The 19036-nt window shown below is 38.8% G+C and carries 15 protein-coding genes and 1 other RNA gene; 12 read left to right on the top strand and 4 right to left on the bottom strand.

Annotated features, from left to right (window positions below; genetic code table 11):
* Positions 1–79: 79 nt before the first annotated feature.
* On the bottom strand, positions 80–514 hold the full coding sequence (locus HZY91_RS01870; protein WP_197114124.1) for a hypothetical protein: 435 nt from the start codon (positions 512–514) through the stop codon (positions 80–82).
* Between the two features lie 398 nt (positions 515–912).
* Here HZY91_RS01870 and HZY91_RS01865 point away from each other — a divergent pair, with 398 nt between their 5' ends.
* The 8 genes from HZY91_RS01865 (at position 913) to pyrR (ending at position 11715) form a co-directional block, all read left to right on the top strand.
* Positions 913–2376 (top strand): DUF1538 domain-containing protein, encoded by a 1464-nt coding sequence (locus HZY91_RS01865; protein ID WP_197114123.1) that lies wholly within the window; start codon positions 913–915, stop codon positions 2374–2376.
* Between the two features lie 14 nt (positions 2377–2390).
* Complete coding sequence (locus tag HZY91_RS01860; RefSeq protein ID WP_197114121.1) at positions 2391–3038, top strand: P-II family nitrogen regulator; 648 nt, start codon at positions 2391–2393, stop codon at positions 3036–3038.
* Between the two features lie 132 nt (positions 3039–3170).
* Positions 3171–4595, top strand: a complete 1425-nt coding sequence (locus tag HZY91_RS01855) for an alanine/glycine:cation symporter family protein (protein WP_235991432.1) — start codon at positions 3171–3173, stop codon at positions 4593–4595.
* Between the two features lie 172 nt (positions 4596–4767).
* Complete coding sequence (locus tag HZY91_RS01850) at positions 4768–5298, top strand: YtxH domain-containing protein (protein ID WP_197114119.1); 531 nt, start codon at positions 4768–4770, stop codon at positions 5296–5298.
* A 930-nt stretch (positions 5299–6228) separates the two neighbouring features.
* Positions 6229–7968, top strand: coding sequence for an ABC transporter ATP-binding protein (locus tag HZY91_RS01845; RefSeq protein ID WP_197114117.1), 1740 nt, complete (start codon positions 6229–6231; stop codon positions 7966–7968).
* A gap of 1 nt (position 7969) precedes the next feature.
* Positions 7970–9757 carry an ABC transporter ATP-binding protein gene (locus HZY91_RS01840; protein WP_197114563.1) on the top strand — a complete coding sequence of 596 codons (1788 nt, stop codon included), beginning with the start codon at positions 7970–7972 and terminating at the stop codon, positions 9755–9757.
* Positions 9758–9906: 149 nt separating this feature from the next.
* Complete coding sequence (locus HZY91_RS01835; RefSeq protein WP_197114115.1) at positions 9907–11112, top strand: acetate kinase; 1206 nt, start codon at positions 9907–9909, stop codon at positions 11110–11112.
* Between the two features lie 63 nt (positions 11113–11175).
* Complete coding sequence (pyrR, locus tag HZY91_RS01830) at positions 11176–11715, top strand: bifunctional pyr operon transcriptional regulator/uracil phosphoribosyltransferase PyrR (RefSeq protein WP_328751658.1); 540 nt, start codon at positions 11176–11178, stop codon at positions 11713–11715.
* Here the strand turns inward: pyrR and HZY91_RS01825 are convergent.
* The 3 genes from HZY91_RS01825 to HZY91_RS01815 form a co-directional block, all read right to left on the bottom strand.
* Positions 11705–11995 (bottom strand): hypothetical protein, encoded by a 291-nt coding sequence (locus HZY91_RS01825; RefSeq protein WP_197114113.1) that lies wholly within the window; start codon positions 11993–11995, stop codon positions 11705–11707. The genes pyrR and HZY91_RS01825 overlap by 11 nt on opposite strands.
* Before the next feature lie 88 nt (positions 11996–12083).
* Positions 12084–12265: non-coding RNA, 6S RNA (gene ssrS / locus HZY91_RS01820), on the bottom strand.
* Between the two features lie 91 nt (positions 12266–12356).
* A complete protein-coding gene (locus HZY91_RS01815) occupies positions 12357–13628 on the bottom strand; it encodes a replication-associated recombination protein A (RefSeq protein ID WP_197114111.1) in 1272 nt (423 codons plus the stop codon).
* Positions 13629–13784: 156 nt separating this feature from the next.
* On the opposite strand from HZY91_RS01815, the gene HZY91_RS01810 reads away from it, so the two are divergent.
* The 4 genes from HZY91_RS01810 (at position 13785) to recD2 (ending at position 19035) form a co-directional block, all read left to right on the top strand.
* The gene (locus tag HZY91_RS01810; protein WP_197114109.1) at positions 13785–14936 is read left to right on the top strand and encodes a cysteine desulfurase family protein; all 1152 of its coding nucleotides are present in this window, start codon (positions 13785–13787) and stop codon (positions 14934–14936) included.
* Positions 14937–14939: 3 nt separating this feature from the next.
* Positions 14940–15275 (top strand): cysteine desulfurase, encoded by a 336-nt coding sequence (locus HZY91_RS01805; RefSeq protein WP_197114107.1) that lies wholly within the window; start codon positions 14940–14942, stop codon positions 15273–15275.
* A gap of 84 nt (positions 15276–15359) precedes the next feature.
* On the top strand, positions 15360–16505 hold the full coding sequence (mnmA, locus tag HZY91_RS01800) for a tRNA 2-thiouridine(34) synthase MnmA (RefSeq protein WP_438940299.1): 1146 nt from the start codon (positions 15360–15362) through the stop codon (positions 16503–16505).
* A 112-nt stretch (positions 16506–16617) separates the two neighbouring features.
* On the top strand, positions 16618–19035 hold the full coding sequence (gene recD2 / locus HZY91_RS01795; protein WP_197114105.1) for an SF1B family DNA helicase RecD2: 2418 nt from the start codon (positions 16618–16620) through the stop codon (positions 19033–19035).
* Position 19036: the final 1 nt, after the last annotated feature.

Below are 19036 nucleotides of genomic sequence, written 5' to 3'. Positions count from 1 at the left end.
TACCCTAGTACACATTTGTATTATATATATAAGACAGTTGGAAATCAAGCTCAAAAAAACTGCAAGTGAGACTTGCAGTTTAAGTAAATGTTTTTTCCATATAATAGGAATTTTGTTTAGGATGATTCCCGATTGTAAGGAGAGATCCCTCTAAAGATGAATAGGCTAAAGCATTCATAGGTTCGCATTGACAGTCTTGCAGGGAGGGGTTGGGGAGAAGTTGCCATTCAAGTGGGAATGATTGAACTTGGCCAGTTTGATTTTTAATCTTCAGGCTGATGACACTGGGATGCTTGGCGAGGAGATATTCCTGAAGACCTGCTTCCGTTAGGTTATCTTTAAGGAAGGCATGGGCTGTGACATAAGCTGGATCAGTGATTTTCGTATAATCGAGACTTAAATGATAGGTATGGATTTTATTTTCCATAATATCATAAGAAAAATCTTTGATGATGGGTGTTTTAAAAGTCAGTTCTTCTAAATCTTGGAAAATTAGACTAATGGATTGATTCATTAAGGACCTCCTATAAATTTGATGACTGTTGAAAATTAGTACTATTTTGACTAGAAAATATAATTTGAGCAATTTGTTCTCGGAAACGGTTAAACTATGGTACAATATTAATATAATAGAAATGATATGTAAAGAAAGAGGGACTAAAGAGCTTATTAACTTATCGTCAAGGTTAATTTCTTCCTTTTTTATCATATGTTGATAAGGTTGACCTCACTCTATTGTTGATGAAGTTTTTCTAGTTTGTTCGAGCATTTGAAGGGACATATTGGGGGTCTTTCTTTGGATGACACCAAAATTAAATATTTTTATTAAAAAATTGAAAAAATTTTGTCAACAATTTTGTAGTGGAGTTGCTAATTTTTGATCAGTTATTTAAATATTCAAAGGAGGTAGCGATGGAACTATTAACAGATAAATTGAAAGAGGTTTTGGCCTCGGTTCTACCCATAGTGGTGATCGTTCTTATTTTGTCATTCTTTTTTGTGGATGTTTCTCAAGATATGATGTTACGTTTTGTGATAGGGGCCATTCTTTTGATTCTAGGTCTCACCATTTTTCTTTTTGGAGTCGATGTCGGAATGGCTCCGATAGGGGAACATATGGGAGTTTTGGTGGCGGAATCAACGACGAGAAAGGTCGTTGCATTATTAAGTTTTATTCTTGGTTTTAGTGTGACAGTCGCAGAGCCTGATCTCTTGATATTGGGACAGCAAGTGTCGGATGCCTTTGGAGGCACTATTTCGACCTATTTAATTGTGTTCTTAGTATCGATTGGTGTCGGGATTATGATTGCATGGGGTGTAGTAAGGATTCTAGCTTCTTTCCCCATTAAATATTTCTTTCTAATTTTTTATGGAATTGCCCTGTGTTTAGGCTTATTCGCTTCAAATGATTTTATTGCGATTGCTTTTGATGCTTCAGGGGCAACAACCGGTGCCCTCACGACACCATTTATCCTTTCACTAGGTGCAGCTGTTTCTGCCCAAAAAGGGGGACGGATGGCGGAGGAAGACTCATTTGGTTTAGTAGGAGCTATGAGTGTTGGCCCGATTTTAGCCGTGATGTTATTGTCCATTTTGATGGGAAGCGATTTTCAGGGATCTGAAGCAGAGTATCTTTATACAGAAGGCATCATTCAGCCCTTTATTCAGGCGATTGGTCATACACTAGTGGAATCGGCTTTAGCCTTAGCTCCTTTGGTGATTTTCTTTTTCATTATGAATGCTTGGCGGTTGAAAATTAAAAAGTCAGGCTTAATGGATATTGTAAAAGGGGTTATCTACACAATGTTGGGCTTAGTTTTGTTTCTGATCGGAGTAAATCAAGGATTTCTGGATATGGGCCGTTTCTTAGGAACACACCTAGCTGAAAATTATTCGACTTGGTTGCCTTTGTTAGGCTTTATGATTGGGATGGTCGTGGTGTTAGCAGAGCCAGCGGTCCATGTTCTTGGAGATCAAGTGGAAGAAGTAACCGGTGGCTATATTAATAGTAAGCTTCTCTTAGGCGCTTTGTCGATAGGGGTCGGTTTGGCAGTAGGGGGATCCATTCTAAGGATCATGAATCCTTCTATTCAGATTTGGCACTATCTCTTGCCTGGATTTATTGTCGCAAATCTTTTATCATTCTTGGTAGACGATCTCTTTACAGGGATTGCTTTTGATGCGGGAGGGGTAGCTTCAGGCCCGATGACCGCCACCTTTATTCTGGCTTTCGCTCAAGGCGCAGCAGACTTTTTCCCGCAGGCAAATGTCGTGACCGATGGATTTGGAATTATTGCGACGGTTGCCATGGCTCCGGTGGTAATGATACAATTGCTGGGTCTGATCTTTAAACTTAAAGTCAAACGCGTCGGTTAGGAGGAGGTCATTTCATGAAAACAGTATTATTCATAGCAATTGTCAAGAAAGGGACAGCTTCCTTCTTTCTGGAAAAGGCACGGGAGGCAGGAGCGACGGGAGGAACCATTCTTCGAGCAGAAGGAACCATTTCCAGTCCTTTAACGAATCTATTAGGCCTGCACGATAGTAAAAGAGAAATGTTGATCATGTTAGTCAATCAGGACCATGAAGCAAGAATTCATCAGGTTTTGGCGGAAGAATGTCAGCTAGCCAAAAAAGGAAAAGGCGTGTTGTTCTCATTTGCTACAAGTAGTGTGTATGGCAGTCATCTATTAAATCATCCATTTGATAAGGAGGATCCTGATATGAGCGAATACCAATTAATTGCCACCATTGTGGACCGTGATTCTGGAGACGAAGTCGTCAAGGCTGCTCGGGAAGAAGGAGCAGGTGGTGCGACCATTCTACATGGACGAGGACTGGGAAGTGAGAAAGCATCAAAAATTTTTAATATTCAGATTGAACCAGAGAAAGAAATCGTGATCATGATTGTTGAATCTCAAAAAGTTCATGAAATTGTCCAACAAATTAATGAAGCAATGAATATTGATCGTCCTGGTAAAGGAATTATTTTCACCCTAGATGTTAATAATGCAACCGGTCTCTTCCAACAAAATTAATAATTATTAGAAACATCTCATAAGTGAGCGCTTACGAGATGTTTTTGCTTGAAAAAAGTAAATATTTTTTTCATTTCTAATAGACATTTAATATCTTTCCTATTATAATAGTGAAATCTAGGAGGGATTATTATGGAAGAAATGATGGAAGGTATTCACCAAGTGGTAAGCCAATTGAATGGTTGGTTATACTATCCCATTTTAATTATTTTATTATTATCTGTTGGACTTTATTTCACTATTCGGACTAAATTTATTCAAGTAACGCTGTTAAAGGAAACCTTTAAAGTGCTGACAGAGTCACCTGATCGGGCAGATGGGGTGTCTTCTTTCCAAGCTTTGATGGTCTCGACTGCTTCCCGTGTAGGAACGGGGAATATTGTGGGGGTTTCAGCGGCTATCTGTTTGGGAGGTTATGGAGCAGTCTTTTGGATGTGGATTGTTGCCATTATCGGTGGAGCTTCTGCCTTTATTGAATCGACTCTTGCTCAAATTTACAAGAAGCGAGATGAGGAGGGGGACTCTTATGGAGGACCCGCTTATTACATTGAAAATGGTTTAAAGAATCGTTTCGTCGCTATAATTTTTGCTTTATCAATTATTACTTGTTATGCGGTTGGCTTCAATATGCTGGCTTCTTATAATATTCAGAGTTCATTCTCCAGTTATGACTTTTATGATGCCGAATTAACGCCAATGTTGATTGGTGGATGCCTAGCCTTGTTGACCGGTATGGTGATCTTTGGTGGAGGCAAACGCATTATCAAAACGACAGAGAAAGTCGTACCTGTGATGGGTGTGATTTATGTTCTCGCTGCTGTTATCATGATAGTGATTAATTTCCGTCAAATGCCCCAAGTTTTTGAAAATATCTTCAGTGATGCTTTTAATTTTAAAGCCATTTTTGGTGGATTAGCGGGATCGAGTATGATGCACGGGATTAAGAGGGGACTGTATTCGAACGAAGCAGGGATTGGATCGGCGCCGAATGCTGCCGCCGCCGCAGATGTTTCTCACCCTGTTAAGCAAGGACTTGTTCAAATGTTCTCAGTATTTTTAGATACCATCATTATTTGTTCGGCCACTGCTTTTATGGGGCTTAGCTCTGGAGTTCAGCCAAGCGAAGCGTTATCGGGGGCTCCTTATATTCAGGAAGCCTTGTCGACTGTCTTTGGACCTTTTGGTTTTTATTTTATATCTTTATCATTGGTTTTATTTGGTTATACCACTTTAGTGGGGAATCTGTATTATGTTGATTCAAATATTGCTTATATATTTGGTAAAACACCTGGGAAAATGTTTCAATTGTTCTACCGCGCCTTGTGTGTGGGGTTGATTTTCTTTGGAGCGATTCAAGAACAAACATTCTTGTGGGATCTGGCTGATTTATTAATGGGCTTAATGGCCTTGATTAACCTGCCATCCATTCTCTTATTAGGACACCAAGCCTTAGCTGCTTTGAAAGATTATCTCCAACAAAGAAAAGCAGGAAATAATCCGATCTTTAAAGCTCAATCAATTGGAATGGATGATCAAGTGCTAGATTATTGGCAATAAGAATATATCCGCTATTCAAGACCCTTTTAAGAGGGTCTTTTTTTGAACCCTAAAAGGAATGATATATAAATATAACGATATTTATATATTTTTTCGATTTGCTAAGAACATGCTATAATAAAGTCATTACTAGATTAATAATATTGATCTTTTTAATTAAGGAGTGAAAATAATGGCAAAATTAAAAGGTGCATTTGGTGCAATTGTTGGAGCAGCAGGAGTTTATCTTCTAGCGAATACTTTATTCCCAGAGGAAACACAACGTTACAAAGAAAAAGCAGCACAATTGAGTAAAGAGGCCATGGATCAAGCTCATCAATACAAAGATCTAGCGGTGGAAAAAGGTCAAAACATGACAGAGGTGGCTAAATTAGCCTCTGAAGAAACAAAAGGATCTTTCTCAGGAGCCAGTGAAGACATAAAGTCTAGCTTAAACGATGCGAAGGAACAAGTTCTTTCATTAATTGAAAAGACTCAAAATCGTTTAAATGAAGACCATGGTGAGTATGATAAGAAAGAAATTATTGCTGAAGCGATTGCTGAGTTAAAAGACGAAGTTGGAAAATCTTTTGGAGATATTACATCTAATTTTTCTTCTCTAAAATCTGATTTAGAAGATACAACTGAAGCAACCATTCAATTGACTAAAGAAGAAGTAGGTAACGAATTAGACCAGCAAGACGAATTCGCTACAGACTATTAATTAAAAGTTAGGCCAGCAATCATTTCTTGATTGCTGGTTTTTTTGTTTGAAAAATAAAAAGTTGAGCTAGTGGCATTCATTTTATAGGAGACAAAACACTGTGATATTAACTTTTAATAATATTTGTTTAATTTTATAATATGATTATGTAATAGTCCTTTATCTTTTTAATTGAGTTGAATGGATTTAAAAACAGTAGTAGAATTTTTAAAAGAATTAAATATAATTAGAAAGCTGTATCTCACAAGGGAAAAGATTTTAGAAGGGTCTGGTCTAGAGCTTAAGTTGATTTTACCGAGAAAGGGATGACGTAGTGCAAAACAAATTAATCAGTAATAAGATTTGGAATAAAAAGATTTTTATATATGTAATTCAACTTGTTTTACTTGTTTATTTGTATAAACTAACAAATTTTAGTAAAGTTACTGATACCATAGTTTTTGTAGGGTTCTCGCTTTTGTTTTTGAAATCAATCGTACATTTTTTGACTAAAGAAGAAAACAGTAAATGATAAAATTAAGAATCAATATCTACTTAATTTAGAAAAATTAGTTTCCTTTTGTAGGCATTCTTTAAATTTTAGGTTTTTCATCAAAGAAAACGATAATGGTCTAATATATATTATGATGTGACTTCGAGTAAAGAAGACCAACAAATAAAGTAACAGAAAAATGTAGTCGATTAAATTTATTCCAACATAGATTCATGTTAATTCTAAAGATGAATTTAGTAGATTAAATGAGAAAAAGCAAGTTACTCATGGTAAAGGAAGCAATCAAAACTTAAGTATCAAAAGTCTCTGTTCTAAAAAAATTGAACAGGGGCTTATTTATTGCTAAAAAGCATTAAAATAAAAAGCTATTTTCTTGCTTAGTAAAGAAATGTCAAGTACTATCAAATATGATTAATTTTTTAAAAGGGGAGGTTGCTATGAAGTTTATATTGAAATATTTAAAGAAATTTCCCAAGGAAATTTTGGCCGTTGTTCTATCGACCATTGTCACTTGTCTTTCAATTTTAGGTATTCCCACTATGCTGGCCGAAATGATTGATAAGGCGATTGTGGTAAATCAAATTTCGAATGCTTGGCCTTATATTTGGGGGATCGTATTATTCACTGTACTAGGATTTATTTCACGATCTATTAGAATGTATATGGCGAGTCGAGTGGTGAATCAAATGACGATGGAAATTCGAAATGATGTTTATTCAAAAATGTTAAATTTATCGCATCATGAGTTCCAGGAGTTTGGGGTTCCCTCCCTGACGAATCGGATTACGAATGATGCTTTTGTTATTCTACAATTTACTGAAATGCTGTTGAAACAAGGAATGATGGGACCAGTCATGATTGTCTTTTCAGTTTTTATGATTATGAAGATTGCCCCAAATCTTGGCTTTAGGATTACTCCGGCCGTGTTTATGATTTTGGCTTTTGTCGTTATTATCGCGTTAACAACTAAACCCTTATCCGAGAAACAACAAAAATACTTAGATAAGCTCAATCGGATTTTGCGTGAATCGATTACAGGATTGAGAGTAATTCGTGCGTTTAATCGTGAAGCCTTTCAGAATAATCGGTTTATGGCAGTAAACCATCAATACCGGAAGACTTCAGGCAACTTATTCAAAATTATGGCTGCAGCCCCTTCTCTTTTTTATTTAGTGGTGAATGTGACGATGATCGCTATTATCTGGATGGGGGCTAAGATGATTGCGGTTGGTGAACTACAGGTTGGAACCTTATCAGCTTTTATCGAATACATATTCCAAGCTTTATTCTCCTTGGTTGTCTTTGCTAATATCTTTATGATGTATCCTCGAGCAGCGGTTTCAGCGAATCGCTTGGGTGATGTTCAGAAAGCTCCTATTACAGTTCAAAACCCTAAAAATCCAGTTAAAGAGGTAAAAGAAAGAGGAACTTTAGAATTTAAGCATGTTGACTTTGCCTATCCTGATGCAGATGAACCGGTTTTACGAGATATTTCCTTTAAATCACGCCCTGGCGAAACAGTTGCTTTTATTGGATCGACTGGTTCGGGCAAGTCAACGATTGTTAAATTGATTCCGCGTTTTTATGATGTTACCAGAGGGCAAATTTTGGTGGATGGCGTTGACGTTCGAGATTATGATCTGAGGGATTTGCGGAAGAAAATAGGGTTTACTCCCCAGAGTGCTCTGCTCTTCAAGGGAAAAATTGCTGATAACCTCCGGTATGGAAAGCATGATGCTGACACAGCAGATATGGATCATGCTACAGAAATATCTCAAGCTCGAGATTTTCTTTCTAAATTAGAAGAAGGTTATGATTCAGAACTGGCTGAGAAAGGTTCGAATCTATCAGGGGGCCAAAAACAGCGTCTGTCAATTGCGCGTTCCATTATAGAAGATCGTGAGATCTATATTTTTGATGATTCATTCTCAGCCCTCGATTATAAGACGGATGCGAAGGTGAGAGCAGCACTTAAGGAAGAGACGAAGGGAGCCACGACCATCATTGTGGCACAGAGAGTCGGAACGATTATGCATGCGGATCAAATTGTAGTGCTGGATCGGGGTCGAATTGATGCGATTGGGACTCATGAAGAGTTGTTAAGGAATTCAGATATTTACTACAAGATTGCTTCGTCACAATTGAGTGAGGAGGAATTAAAAATTGAAAAAGAATAGAATGTTTGTGATCCGTCGTCTGTGGCATTATATGAAGCCTTATAAACTACAGTTTTTTGGGGCGATGTTAGCAACGGTCATTATGATGGTTTCGAATGCTTTGGAACCTTATATTTTTGGTTTAGCTATTACAAGATTGACTGAAAATGTGGTAGATATGTCTCATAATGTGCCAGGGGCGGGAGTTGATTTTGCCTATATACGATATGTTTTGATTGTTTATGCAATTCGAGGGGTCTTTTTCTATGGATCTAGTTATTTGGGACAATTTTTTCTAACGAATGTTGTTCAGAATTCAATTTATGATTTAAGGAAAGATTTATCTGATAAAGTGAATCAATTACCGGTTTCTTACTTTGATTCAGAAGAAACCGGAGATATCCTTTCTAAGATGACCAATGATGTGGATTCAATTTCGAATGCTTTACAGCAAAGTTTCATACAATTGGTCAATGGCGTGCTAGGAATCAGCTTTGCGGTTGTCATGATGTTCTGGATTCATTGGAAGTTAGCCATTGTTCTCGTCCTGATTATGCCATTATCAATGTTTGTGGCTCGCTATATTTTGAAAAAATCACAGCCTGCCTTTAATGAACAGTCACATACCTTGGGACATTTGTTTGGTTTTGCTCAAGAGCAACTTTCAGGTTTTACGGAATTGAAAGTCTTTGGTATGCAAGATGAATCGATTGATGTTTTTATCGAACGGAATTTAAATTTACGAAATATTGGGTTTAAGGCAAGTTTTATTTCAGCGATGATGATGCCTTTTATGGTTTTGATTGCGAACTTGGGTTATCTGGCTGTGGCAATTGTAGGACTTTTCCAAGTTTTTGCTGGCGCATTAACTGTAGGGAACTTAATGGCCTTCATTTCCTATGTTTTTCAAGTGAATCAACCGATTCAAATGATTTCACAATTAACAGGTGTGATTCAGTCAGCTTTTTCAGCTTCTTATCGGGTATTTGACTTTTTAGATGAAGCAGAGGAAACTAATCGAGAGGTGATTCAAACACTTCCTGAGAAGGTCAGAGGAGAAGTGGAATTTCGAAATGTCCGTTTTGGTTATGATCCGGAAAAGCCACTCATGAAGGATATCTCTTTTAAAGTTGAGCCCGGAGAAACGGTGGCAGTGGTTGGCCCAACAGGAGCGGGTAAGACGACCCTAATTAATCTGTTAATGCGTTTCTATGAAATTAACAGTGGAGCAATTTTAATTGATGGAGTAGATATTCAAGATGTTTCTCGTAATGAATTACGGAAGCACTTTGGAATGGTGCTTCAGGATGCTTGGCTTTATACGGATACTATTATGGAGAATATCCGCTTTGGCGATTTAGAGGCTCAAGATTATCATGTTCAAGAGGCTGCTAAGATTGCGAATGTGGATCACTTTATTAAGACCCTACCGAATGGGTATCAGATGGAAATTAATGAGGAGGCGAATAACATTTCGCTCGGTCAGAAGCAGTTAATGACCATTGCCCGTGCTGTCCTTTCGGATCCAGATATCCTCATTCTGGATGAAGCAACATCATCCGTCGACACTCGCTTAGAGAAATTAATCCAAGAAGCTATGGATAAGGTGATGGAGGGCCGCACATCCTTTGTCATAGCCCACCGTTTATCGACAATTCGGAATGCCGATTTAATTCTAGTTATGCAAGATGGAAATATTATTGAAAAGGGGACTCATGATTCCCTACTAGCAGCAGAAGGATTCTATGCTGATCTCTATAATAGTCAATTTAATGAACATACCCCTGCTGATATTCATATGGAATACTAGTGTTTTGTGCTGCAAGTCTGATTGGCTTGCAGTTTTGTTATTAAAGTCATGTGAGCGGATGCAAAGATTTTGGGAATATTGTTTACGATTTCACTAATTACATGTTATAATTAACCCATATGATCAAAAAAGAAATGGGGAATTGTTCAATGTCAAAAACAATGGCGATTAATGCTGGTTCTTCTAGTTTGAAATTCCAAATTATTGAAATGCCAGAAGAAACAGTTATTTCTAAAGGTTTAGTAGAACGTATTGGTTTAGCTGAAGGAAATCTAGAAATTAAATATACAGATGCTGAAGGACAAAGCCAAAAATTCACTTTAACTGAAGAAATTGCAGATCATTCACGTGCAGTTGAATTGTTATTAAGTAACCTTTTAGAATTAGGGATCATCCAAGACTTTGAAGAAATCAAAGGGGTTGGCCACCGTGTTGTAGCAGGGGGAGAAATCTATAAGGAATCTACTTTAGTAAATGAAGAATTAATTAAAAATGTTGAAGATTTAGCAGAATTTGCACCCTTACATAATCCTGCTGAAGCAGTCGTAATGCGTGTCTTCCAAGAAAAATTACCTCATGCGACAATGGCTGCTGTTTTTGATACGTCATTCCACACTACCATGCCAGCTGAAAATTACTTATACAGCTTACCTTATGAATTTTACGAGAACTACTCAGTGCGTAAATATGGTGCGCACGGAACCAGCCATCAATTTGTAGCACACCGTGCGGCAGAAATCGTTGGCAAACCAATCGAAGACTTGCGTATTATTACTTGTCATTTAGGAAATGGCGCTTCGATTACAGCGGTTAAGAATGGTGAATCAATTGATACATCAATGGGATTCACTCCATTAGCTGGAGTTACAATGGGAACTCGTACGGGTGATATTGATGCATCTGTGATTCCATTTATTATGGAAAAAGAAGGCATTTCAGATATTAATGAAGTAATCAATATCTTCAATAAAAAATCAGGTTTATTAGGGCTTTCAGGCGTGTCTAGTGATATGCGTGATGTAGAAGAAGCAGCGGAAGCAGGTAATGAACGTGCACAAACTGCCTTAGATATTTTCTATAACCGCGTGATTAAATATGTGGGACAATACGTTGCGATTATGAACGGAGTGGACGTTGTTGTCTTCACAGCAGGAATTGGAGAAAACTCTAAAGAAACGCGCGAAATTGTAATGAAAAACTTTGAATACATGGGTGTTAAGATTGATTCAGAACGTAATAATACACGTGATGAAGCCATTATTTCAACCGATGATTCTACCGTAACGGTTATTAATATTCCAACGAACGAAGAAATTGCGATCGCTCGTGATGTAGAACGTTTAAAAGCTAACTAATTATTTGACTATAACGCCGTTCTCTATGAGAATGGCGCTTTTTTTATGAAGGGAATGAATTGGATGACTGAGAATGTTATTTTAGATGGTCCTGCAATTGATCGAACACTTAAGCGGATTGCGCATGAAATTGTAGAACGTAATCCTGAAGTGAAGGACATTATTTTAATTGGAATTAAGACACGCGGTATTTATTTAGCGGAGCGTTTGGCAGCTAAAATTAGTCAAATCGATGATAGTCAAGTAACAGTAGAAGAACTTGATATTTCTCTATATCGAGATGATTTAACCTATAAGCATGAGTCCCATAATCCTCAAGTGGTCCCTCCTCAGTTTAGTGAGTCTGTTCGGGATCGGATTGTTATTTTGGTTGATGATGTGCTATATACAGGAAGAACGATAAGAGCGGCTTTAGATGCTGTTCTGTCAACTGATCGTCCAGCCAAAATTCAACTTGCTATTCTGGTGGATCGCGGGCATCGTGAACTACCGATTCGTGCTGATTTTGTGGGCAAAAACATTCCAACAGCCACAGAAGAAAAAATAGCCGTCCGCTTAAAAGAAGCAGACGGAGCAGAAGAAGTTGTGATTGTTAGGGCTTAGAGTTTTGATCTTTGGCTTTTAACAATTGATAGACCATCAAGGCAAGAACTCCCATTAATAGGATTAAGCAGAATAGCCAGATGAGGCAAGCGGTTTTGAGTTGATAATAAATTAAAATGAAACCAAGTAAGGCCAAAAGGCAAAGGGTCATCGCAATAACGACCAAGATTCTGCTTGCTTCGAGAGCTAGAAATTTTTGTAGGGCTTTTCTAAAGCCGATTAAGTAAATGGCAAAAATAAGGAGCATGGAAGGTAGGGCGTAGAATAGAGCTTGAATCATAGGTGGGCACCTCTTTCTGTTAGGGTGAAATTAGTAATATACAAATCTTATAATAAAGAAAAAGGATTGGCAAATGCCAATCCTTTGAAATATATCCAGTGGTGCCGTCTCAATATAGCTAGGTTGAACCCGCTAGCAACAGGTGGGCTCCACATAAATTCTTCCTGGCTTCCACGTGCGATGGCTTGCCATTAGAATTTACTCATAGGATCCCAAAATAGATAATGTTCGGTCAACACACTGAATACTTCTCGAACACCTTAGATATATTTCCTATGGTCTTAGTATAGCATGCCTAAAGTGAATTGCAACTATTTTGTTCGAAAAATTGAAAACATTTACAATTCGATCAGAATAACGTTTAAGTTTTTGGCTTTTTTAGATTCTCATAAAAATTTGCGATAGCTGTTTCATATTTACCAGTAGGATCAGCCTGGAAGTAGTGACGGTCTTTGAGTTTATCGGGTAGGTATTGTTGCTGAACATAATGATAGGGGAAGTTGTGTGGATTTTGGTATCCCACACCTCGGCCTAATTGTTTTGCCCCTGAATAATGGCTATCTTTTAGATGATCGGGAACGGGACCAGTATTTCCAGCTTGAATGTCAGCCATAGCTTGGTTGATTGCACGATATGAGGTATTAGATTTAGGGCTCAAGGCAAGGTCTGTTACCGCAAAGGCTAAAGGGATTTTGGCTTCAGGTAAGCCTAACTTCTCAGCAGCTTCTACAGCAGCGACAGTTCTTTGAGTGGCCTGAGGGTTTCCAAAACCAATATCTTCATAGGCGATCACTAGCAGGCGACGGCAAGCAATGATGAGTTCTCCTGCTTCTAATAGAATGGCTAAGTAATAGAGGGCGGCATCCACATCAGAACCCCGAATGGATTTCTGCAAAGCAGAGATCACATCATAATGGGCATCGCCATCTTTATCATGTGTTAATCGTTTATGTTGCAGACATTCTGCTGCAATGTCAGCTGTAATAACAATTTGTCCTTCTTCGTTTTCTGGTGTAGACAGAACGGCTAATTCGAGTGCATTAAGGGCAGAACGAATATCTCCGTTAGTGACGGTTGAGAAATGGGTGAGAGTGGTGTCATCGATGGCTAGAGAATAGTTTCCTAAGCCTTGTTCTGGATCTTCAATGGCTCTTTGGAGGCCCAATTTAATTTGATCTGGCGTGAGAGGTTTCACTTCAAAGATTTGAGCACGCGAACGAATCGCTGGATTGATCGCAATATAGGGGTTCTCTGTCGTGGCTCCAATCAGGATAATTCTCCCATTCTCTAAGTGAGGGAGTAAATAATCCTGTTTCACTTTATTTAAACGGTGAATTTCATCTAAGAGAAGGATAACGGTTCCTGACATCTTGGCTTCGGCAACGACTACTTCTAAGTCTTTCTTGGCATCGGTCGCGGCATTGAGTTGGCGGAAGGCATATCGGGTAGTTCCTGCGATTGCTGCGGCAATACTTGTTTTGCCTGTGCCGGGAGGTCCATAGAGTATCATGGAAGAGAGTCGTTTAGCTTCAACCATACGGCGTATAATTTTACCGGGTCCCACTAGGTGCTCTTGCCCTAAAACTTGATCAATATGTGTCGGTCTCATTCGGAAAGCTAAGGGTTGCTGCATTTGAAAGCCTCCTTTATTAGTAAATGTATTGTAGCATATTCCCTCCCAGCTTTAAAAAGATGTCCGCTATTTTATTAAATTAAGATAAGTTTGCATACAAAAGTCTATAAATACGTTATAATGCAAGTGAGATTGTAAAGTAAGGAAGTTGGTTTAATGATATACTTAGATTATGCAGCGACAACCCCTGTTGATCCGCGAGTTCAAGCACTTATTAGTCAAAGTTTGACTGAAGATTTTGGAAATCCTTCTGCCACTTATCGAATTGGGAAAACATCTAAACATTTCTTAACAGTGGCTCGACGTGAGTTGAAAGAATGCTTAGGAGTGGGTGAAGAGGCTCAAGTTTATTTTACCTCTGGAGCAACGGAAGCCATTAATTGGGCCTTAATATCACAAGCTAAACGAGCGAAGGAATTAGGTTTAGGGAATCATATTGTGACGACAGCGATTGAACATTCAGCTGTAGATAAAACCTTGGCAAATCTAGAAACAGAAGGATTTGAAGTGACGCGGATTTATCCTGCTGCAGACCATCAATTTCATCTTTCGCAGTTTATCGAAGCAAGTCATGACCAGACTATCGGATGGACGGTGATGGCTGTTAATAATGAGCTAGGATCTCTTTTACCGATCCGAGCTCTCGGTCAATATGCGCAAGAGCGAAATATTTGGTTTCATGTTGACTCCACTCAAGCTGTTGGTTATATGGAAACGGATGCGAGTAGTCTGTGTTGCACTTCGTTTACTGGATCGGGTCATAAATTCTATGCCCCTAAGGGAATTGGTTTCTTAGTCTATCAACCATGGAATCCGGATATGATTTTACACCCCATGCTCCATGGAGGCGGACAGGAACATGCCATGCGTTCTGGAACGGAAAACATACCCTATATACGAGGAATGGTCGAAGCCGTAAAGCTTCTTACCCATGATGCTCATCAATTAGAACAGCATTTTGCTCATTTAACGAATTATTTTTTTGAAGAATTAGACAAAACCGGAATTGACTATCAACGGAATGGGGATATCCAACACCATAATCAGCGGATTCATAATATTTGGTTAAAGGGGTATCTCGCGAGCCAAGTGATTATTCAATTAGATTTAGAAGGTATTTATATTTCAGCCGGATCTGCCTGCTCAGCGGGGAGTGTGAAACCTAGCAAGGTTTTGAAAGCTTATTATCCAGAACAAGCAGACTTATGGGCTGAGAGTCTGAGAATTTCTTTTGGTAAAAATACTCAGACAGAAGAAATTGATCAATTAATAAAGGCATTAACAAAATTGAAGAAGAGGAGTGGATGATACATGGCATTTGCAGATCAGGCAACTTTGAGGGGGTTCAATCGAACGTTTAAGATCCATCCTGAATGTAAACCATATACCTTACGAGATAATGGCTTTCAGGAAACAAGAGGGGGCAACTATCTCTATAAACGAGAATTAGATTCAACACACCGAACAGGATTGGTCTTAAAGGTGACAGTGAATCACAATCTTCAGGGAATCAAAATATCAACTGTAAATAACAATGGTTTACAAGGGGTTAATGTTTTTAACTTAGCAAACAATGAAATGGTAATCGAGAAAATTAACTTTATCTTTGATGGATTTGTTGACCGCCAAGTCTTAGTTGAAGTATAATCAATTATACATTTGAATGATTTTTGAACGAACTTCTCTTAGAGGGCAAGTTCGTTTTTAAATTGAAGGTCTAAAGGAGGGAGAATGAAGATGCAACAAAAAGATAATGCGAATACTAGGGTTGTGATTGGAATGTCTGGTGGAGTAGACTCATCTGTTGCAGCCTTACTCTTAAAAGAACAAGGCTATGATGTGATTGGCTTATTTATGAAGAATTGGGATGACACAGATGAACAAGGGGTTTGTACAGCGACACAAGACTATGAAGATGTTGCCTTAGTGGCTGAGCAAATTGGAATCCCTTATTATTCAGTCAATTTTGAAAAACAATACTGGGACCGTGTATTTGAGTATTTCTTAAAAGAATACCAGAAGGGTAGGACGCCCAATCCCGATGTGATGTGCAATAAAGAAATTAAATTTAAGGCGTTCTTAGACTATGCGATGGATCTGGGAGCAGATTATGTGGCCATGGGGCACTATGCGCAAGTGGAGAAGGATGCGGATGGACAAGTTCATTTACTAAGAGGGGTTGATCAGAATAAGGATCAAACCTATTTCTTAAGTCAATTATCACAAGAACAATTACAAAAAGCCATGTTCCCGCTTGGACATTTTCAGAAAAGCCAAGTACGTGAAATAGCAGAGAAGGCAGGCCTTGCCACTGCTAAGAAAAAAGATTCTACCGGGGTTTGTTTTATTGGGGAGCGAAATTTCAATGAGTTTCTCTCTCATTATCTACCGAACAAACCTGGAAAAATGATGACGCTTGACGGACAAGTCAAGGGGGATCATATGGGATTAATGTACTACACCATTGGTCAACGACATGGTTTAGGCATTGGGGGGAGCAGTGGGAGTGATGGTTCCAATGATCCTTGGTTTGTGATTGGTAAAGATATGACGACTCAAACGCTGTATGTTGGACAAGGTTTTCATCATGAAAATCTATATTCTGACTATTTAGAAGCTTCTGATCTATCTTTTACCGGACCTCTACCCGATCAAAAGGAGTTTACTTGTACAGCCAAATTCCGTTACCGCCAGCAAGATATTCCGGTTAAAGTCTTTCTATCAGAAGATGGCCAGAAGGCGCGGGTAGAATTTGTCGATCCGGCTCGAGCGGTCACACCCGGTCAAGCGGTGGTCTTCTATCAAGGCGATGAATGCTTAGGAGGAGGCCTAATTGATGCTGCCTTTTCAGAGGGGAAACAGCGCCAATATGTCTAATTTAAAAGCACCAGCAGAGAGATCTTTGCTGGTTTTTTTGATTGGTGGGGATGATTCATTTAAACTTCATTCGAGCTTTGCTATAATAAATGATTAGAAAGTGGGTGAGAAGATGGAAGAAGAAATACTGGTTGGGACTGTGGATGCGATTTATTTTGAAAATGATAGTAATTTTTATAAGGTAATGCGCATTCTTGTAGATATGGATCAAACAGATCTGTTGGTAGCAGAAGAAATGGTGGTCACTGGCCAATTTGTATCCATTCATCTTGATACCCCTTATCAGTTCTTTGGTCAAATTACTAGCCATCCGAAGTATGGAGAACAATTTGCGGCAACCCGCTATCAACAATTGATTCCTAGTTCAGAACAAGGGTTAGTTGATTACCTTTCGAGTAAACGATTTAAAGGAATTGGTGATAAAACAGCCACGAAAATTGTCGAGACTTTAGGAGAAAAGGCTGTAGAAATGATTCTGAACGATGCGACAGCCTTAGATAAGGTGCCTGGTCTTTCTAGTAAGAATGCCTTGAATTTGCGCAACACCTTAATGCAGCAACAAGGTACGGAACGAATCTTTATTAAGTTAGGCGAGTGGGGGTTTGGACCTAAGATTTCAGACCGCATTTACAAAACTTATAAATCTCATACTCTGGATAAAATTCAAGAAAATCCTTACCAATTAGTGGATACAATTGAAGGGGTGGGATTCCGTAAGGCAGATCAGTTAGCGGAACAATTGGGAATTAGCCCTGATTCGATACATCGAATTGAATCTGCCCTCGTTATGGCCGTAGCGCAAGCGAGTCTAGATGAAGGGGATACCTATATAGAAATCAAAAGAGCCTTGCTTGCTTGTCGGGAACTTTTAGAAGCAAGTCGTCCTTACTTGATAGAGGACGAACTATTAGAGAAGGCTTTAGATTCAGCTTTGACGCATGAAAAGTTACTAGTGGTGGGAGAAGACTTAGTACTACCGTCTATTTTTTATGCGGAATATGGAACAAGTCAGAAGATTAAGCAATTTATGGATTATGAATTGGTAGAACGTTTCACAGAAGAAGAGATTGATGAGGCTCTTGAGGATGTGATGGCGTTGGTGAAAATTGCCTATGATGCTAATCAGCGTGCGGCGCTTAAATTAGCGATTCAATCGCCTATGTCGATTATTACAGGCGGGCCTGGGACTGGAAAAACAACACTCGTGAAAGGGATTATTTATCTTCATGCTATTCTGCATGGTTATGACTTTGCTGATTTACAACCCGATAATCGAGAGACTCCGATTCGTTTAGCCGCACCTACAGGCCGGGCAGCCAAACGATTGCAGGAATCGGCTCAGTTACCCGCCTCAACGATTCACCGTTTGATTGGCTATACACGTGACTCTGTAGTGAATGAATTCGAACCTCTCATTATTGAAGGTTCACTTTTAATTGTGGATGAAATGTCGATGGTTGACGTCTGGTTGATGAATTGGCTCATGCAAGCTATTCCCTATGAGATGCAGGTGGTGTTTGTAGGAGACAAGGATCAACTGCCTTCCGTTGGACCTGGCAAGGTCTTCAGTGACATGATTTCATCACAACAGATACCCACGGTGTCCTTGCAGAGAATTTATCGCCAAGCGGAGGGATCTTCGATTGTAAAATTGGCCCATCATATTCGTCAAGGGCAGTTGCCAGCAGACTTTTTAGAGAAGCAATCAGATCGATCCTTTATTCCGTGTAATAGCCAACAGATTCCACGAGCGATTTCTCAAATCGTTGCAGCTGCTGTTAAGAAAGGCTTTACGGGTCAGAATATGCAAGTTTTGGCTCCTATGTATAAAGGGCCTGCTGGAATTAATGTGATTAATGAAATCATGCAGGAAATGTTAAATCCTCCGCAACCTAAGCGACGAGAGATTAAACATTTTGACCGTATTTATCGAGTGGGTGATAAAGTTCTTCAGTTAGTCAATAATGCAGAAGAGGGTGTTTATAACGGGGATATTGGAAAGATTATCTCAATCTTTACAGCGAAGGAGACAGAATCGAAATCAGAAGAAGTGGTCGTCGCATTTGATGAGATTGAATTGACCTATAAGAAGAGCGAATTAGATCAGTTAACGCTCGCTTATTGCTGCTCGATCCATAAAGCACAGGGAACTGAATATGATTTAGTGATTTTACCCTTAGTGGATCTTTATTCAAGAATGCTTCGCCGCGATATTCTCTATACTGCCATTACTCGTGCAAGTCAATCGCTTGTGATGTTAGGGAATCCGGATAGTTTTAAAAAAGCTATTTCCCAGAAATTCCAACCACGGAAAACTAACTTAGAAGCCTTTCTACAATTACAATTCGAGAAACAGTCTACTTCTGAGACTGCAGATCAAAAAACGATCGAACAATCTGTAAATGCCAATATAGAAACTTTTCCCGCCCATGAATCTTCGCTTCAATTGAGGTCAGATACTATCTGGCAAATTGATCCGATGATTGGAATGGAAGGATTAAGTCCTTATGATTTTATGCCAAATAAATAAG

The sequence above is a fragment of the Facklamia lactis genome (genome assembly GCF_015863205.1).
GTDB classification, from domain to species: domain Bacteria; phylum Bacillota; class Bacilli; order Lactobacillales; family Aerococcaceae; genus Facklamia; species Facklamia lactis.
This window is presented reverse-complemented; position numbering and strand designations above follow the sequence as displayed.

Excerpts from the sequence above, each read along its gene's own strand:
- HZY91_RS01845 (WP_197114117.1), top strand. The coding sequence starts at position 6,229 with ATGAAGTTTATATTGAAATATTTAAAGAAATTTCCCAAGGAAATTTTG.
- HZY91_RS01805 (WP_197114107.1), top strand. The coding sequence starts at position 14,940 with ATGGCATTTGCAGATCAGGCAACTTTGAGGGGGTTCAATCGAACGTTT.
- recD2 (WP_197114105.1), top strand. The coding sequence starts at position 16,618 with ATGGAAGAAGAAATACTGGTTGGGACTGTGGATGCGATTTATTTTGAA.
- HZY91_RS01815 (WP_197114111.1), bottom strand. The coding sequence starts at position 13,628 with ATGCAGCAACCCTTAGCTTTCCGAATGAGACCGACACATATTGATCAA.
- HZY91_RS01850 (WP_197114119.1), top strand. The coding sequence starts at position 4,768 with ATGGCAAAATTAAAAGGTGCATTTGGTGCAATTGTTGGAGCAGCAGGA.
- HZY91_RS01860 (WP_197114121.1), top strand. The coding sequence starts at position 2,391 with ATGAAAACAGTATTATTCATAGCAATTGTCAAGAAAGGGACAGCTTCC.
- HZY91_RS01840 (WP_197114563.1), top strand. The coding sequence starts at position 7,970 with ATGTTTGTGATCCGTCGTCTGTGGCATTATATGAAGCCTTATAAACTA.
- HZY91_RS01810 (WP_197114109.1), top strand. The coding sequence starts at position 13,785 with ATGATATACTTAGATTATGCAGCGACAACCCCTGTTGATCCGCGAGTT.
- mnmA (WP_438940299.1), top strand. The coding sequence starts at position 15,360 with ATGAAGATGCAACAAAAAGATAATGCGAATACTAGGGTTGTGATTGGA.
- HZY91_RS01825 (WP_197114113.1), bottom strand. The coding sequence starts at position 11,995 with ATGATTCAAGCTCTATTCTACGCCCTACCTTCCATGCTCCTTATTTTT.
- HZY91_RS01835 (WP_197114115.1), top strand. The coding sequence starts at position 9,907 with ATGTCAAAAACAATGGCGATTAATGCTGGTTCTTCTAGTTTGAAATTC.
- pyrR (WP_328751658.1), top strand. The coding sequence starts at position 11,176 with ATGACTGAGAATGTTATTTTAGATGGTCCTGCAATTGATCGAACACTT.
- HZY91_RS01870 (WP_197114124.1), bottom strand. The coding sequence starts at position 514 with ATGAATCAATCCATTAGTCTAATTTTCCAAGATTTAGAAGAACTGACT.
- HZY91_RS01865 (WP_197114123.1), top strand. The coding sequence starts at position 913 with ATGGAACTATTAACAGATAAATTGAAAGAGGTTTTGGCCTCGGTTCTA.
- HZY91_RS01855 (WP_235991432.1), top strand. The coding sequence starts at position 3,171 with ATGGAAGAAATGATGGAAGGTATTCACCAAGTGGTAAGCCAATTGAAT.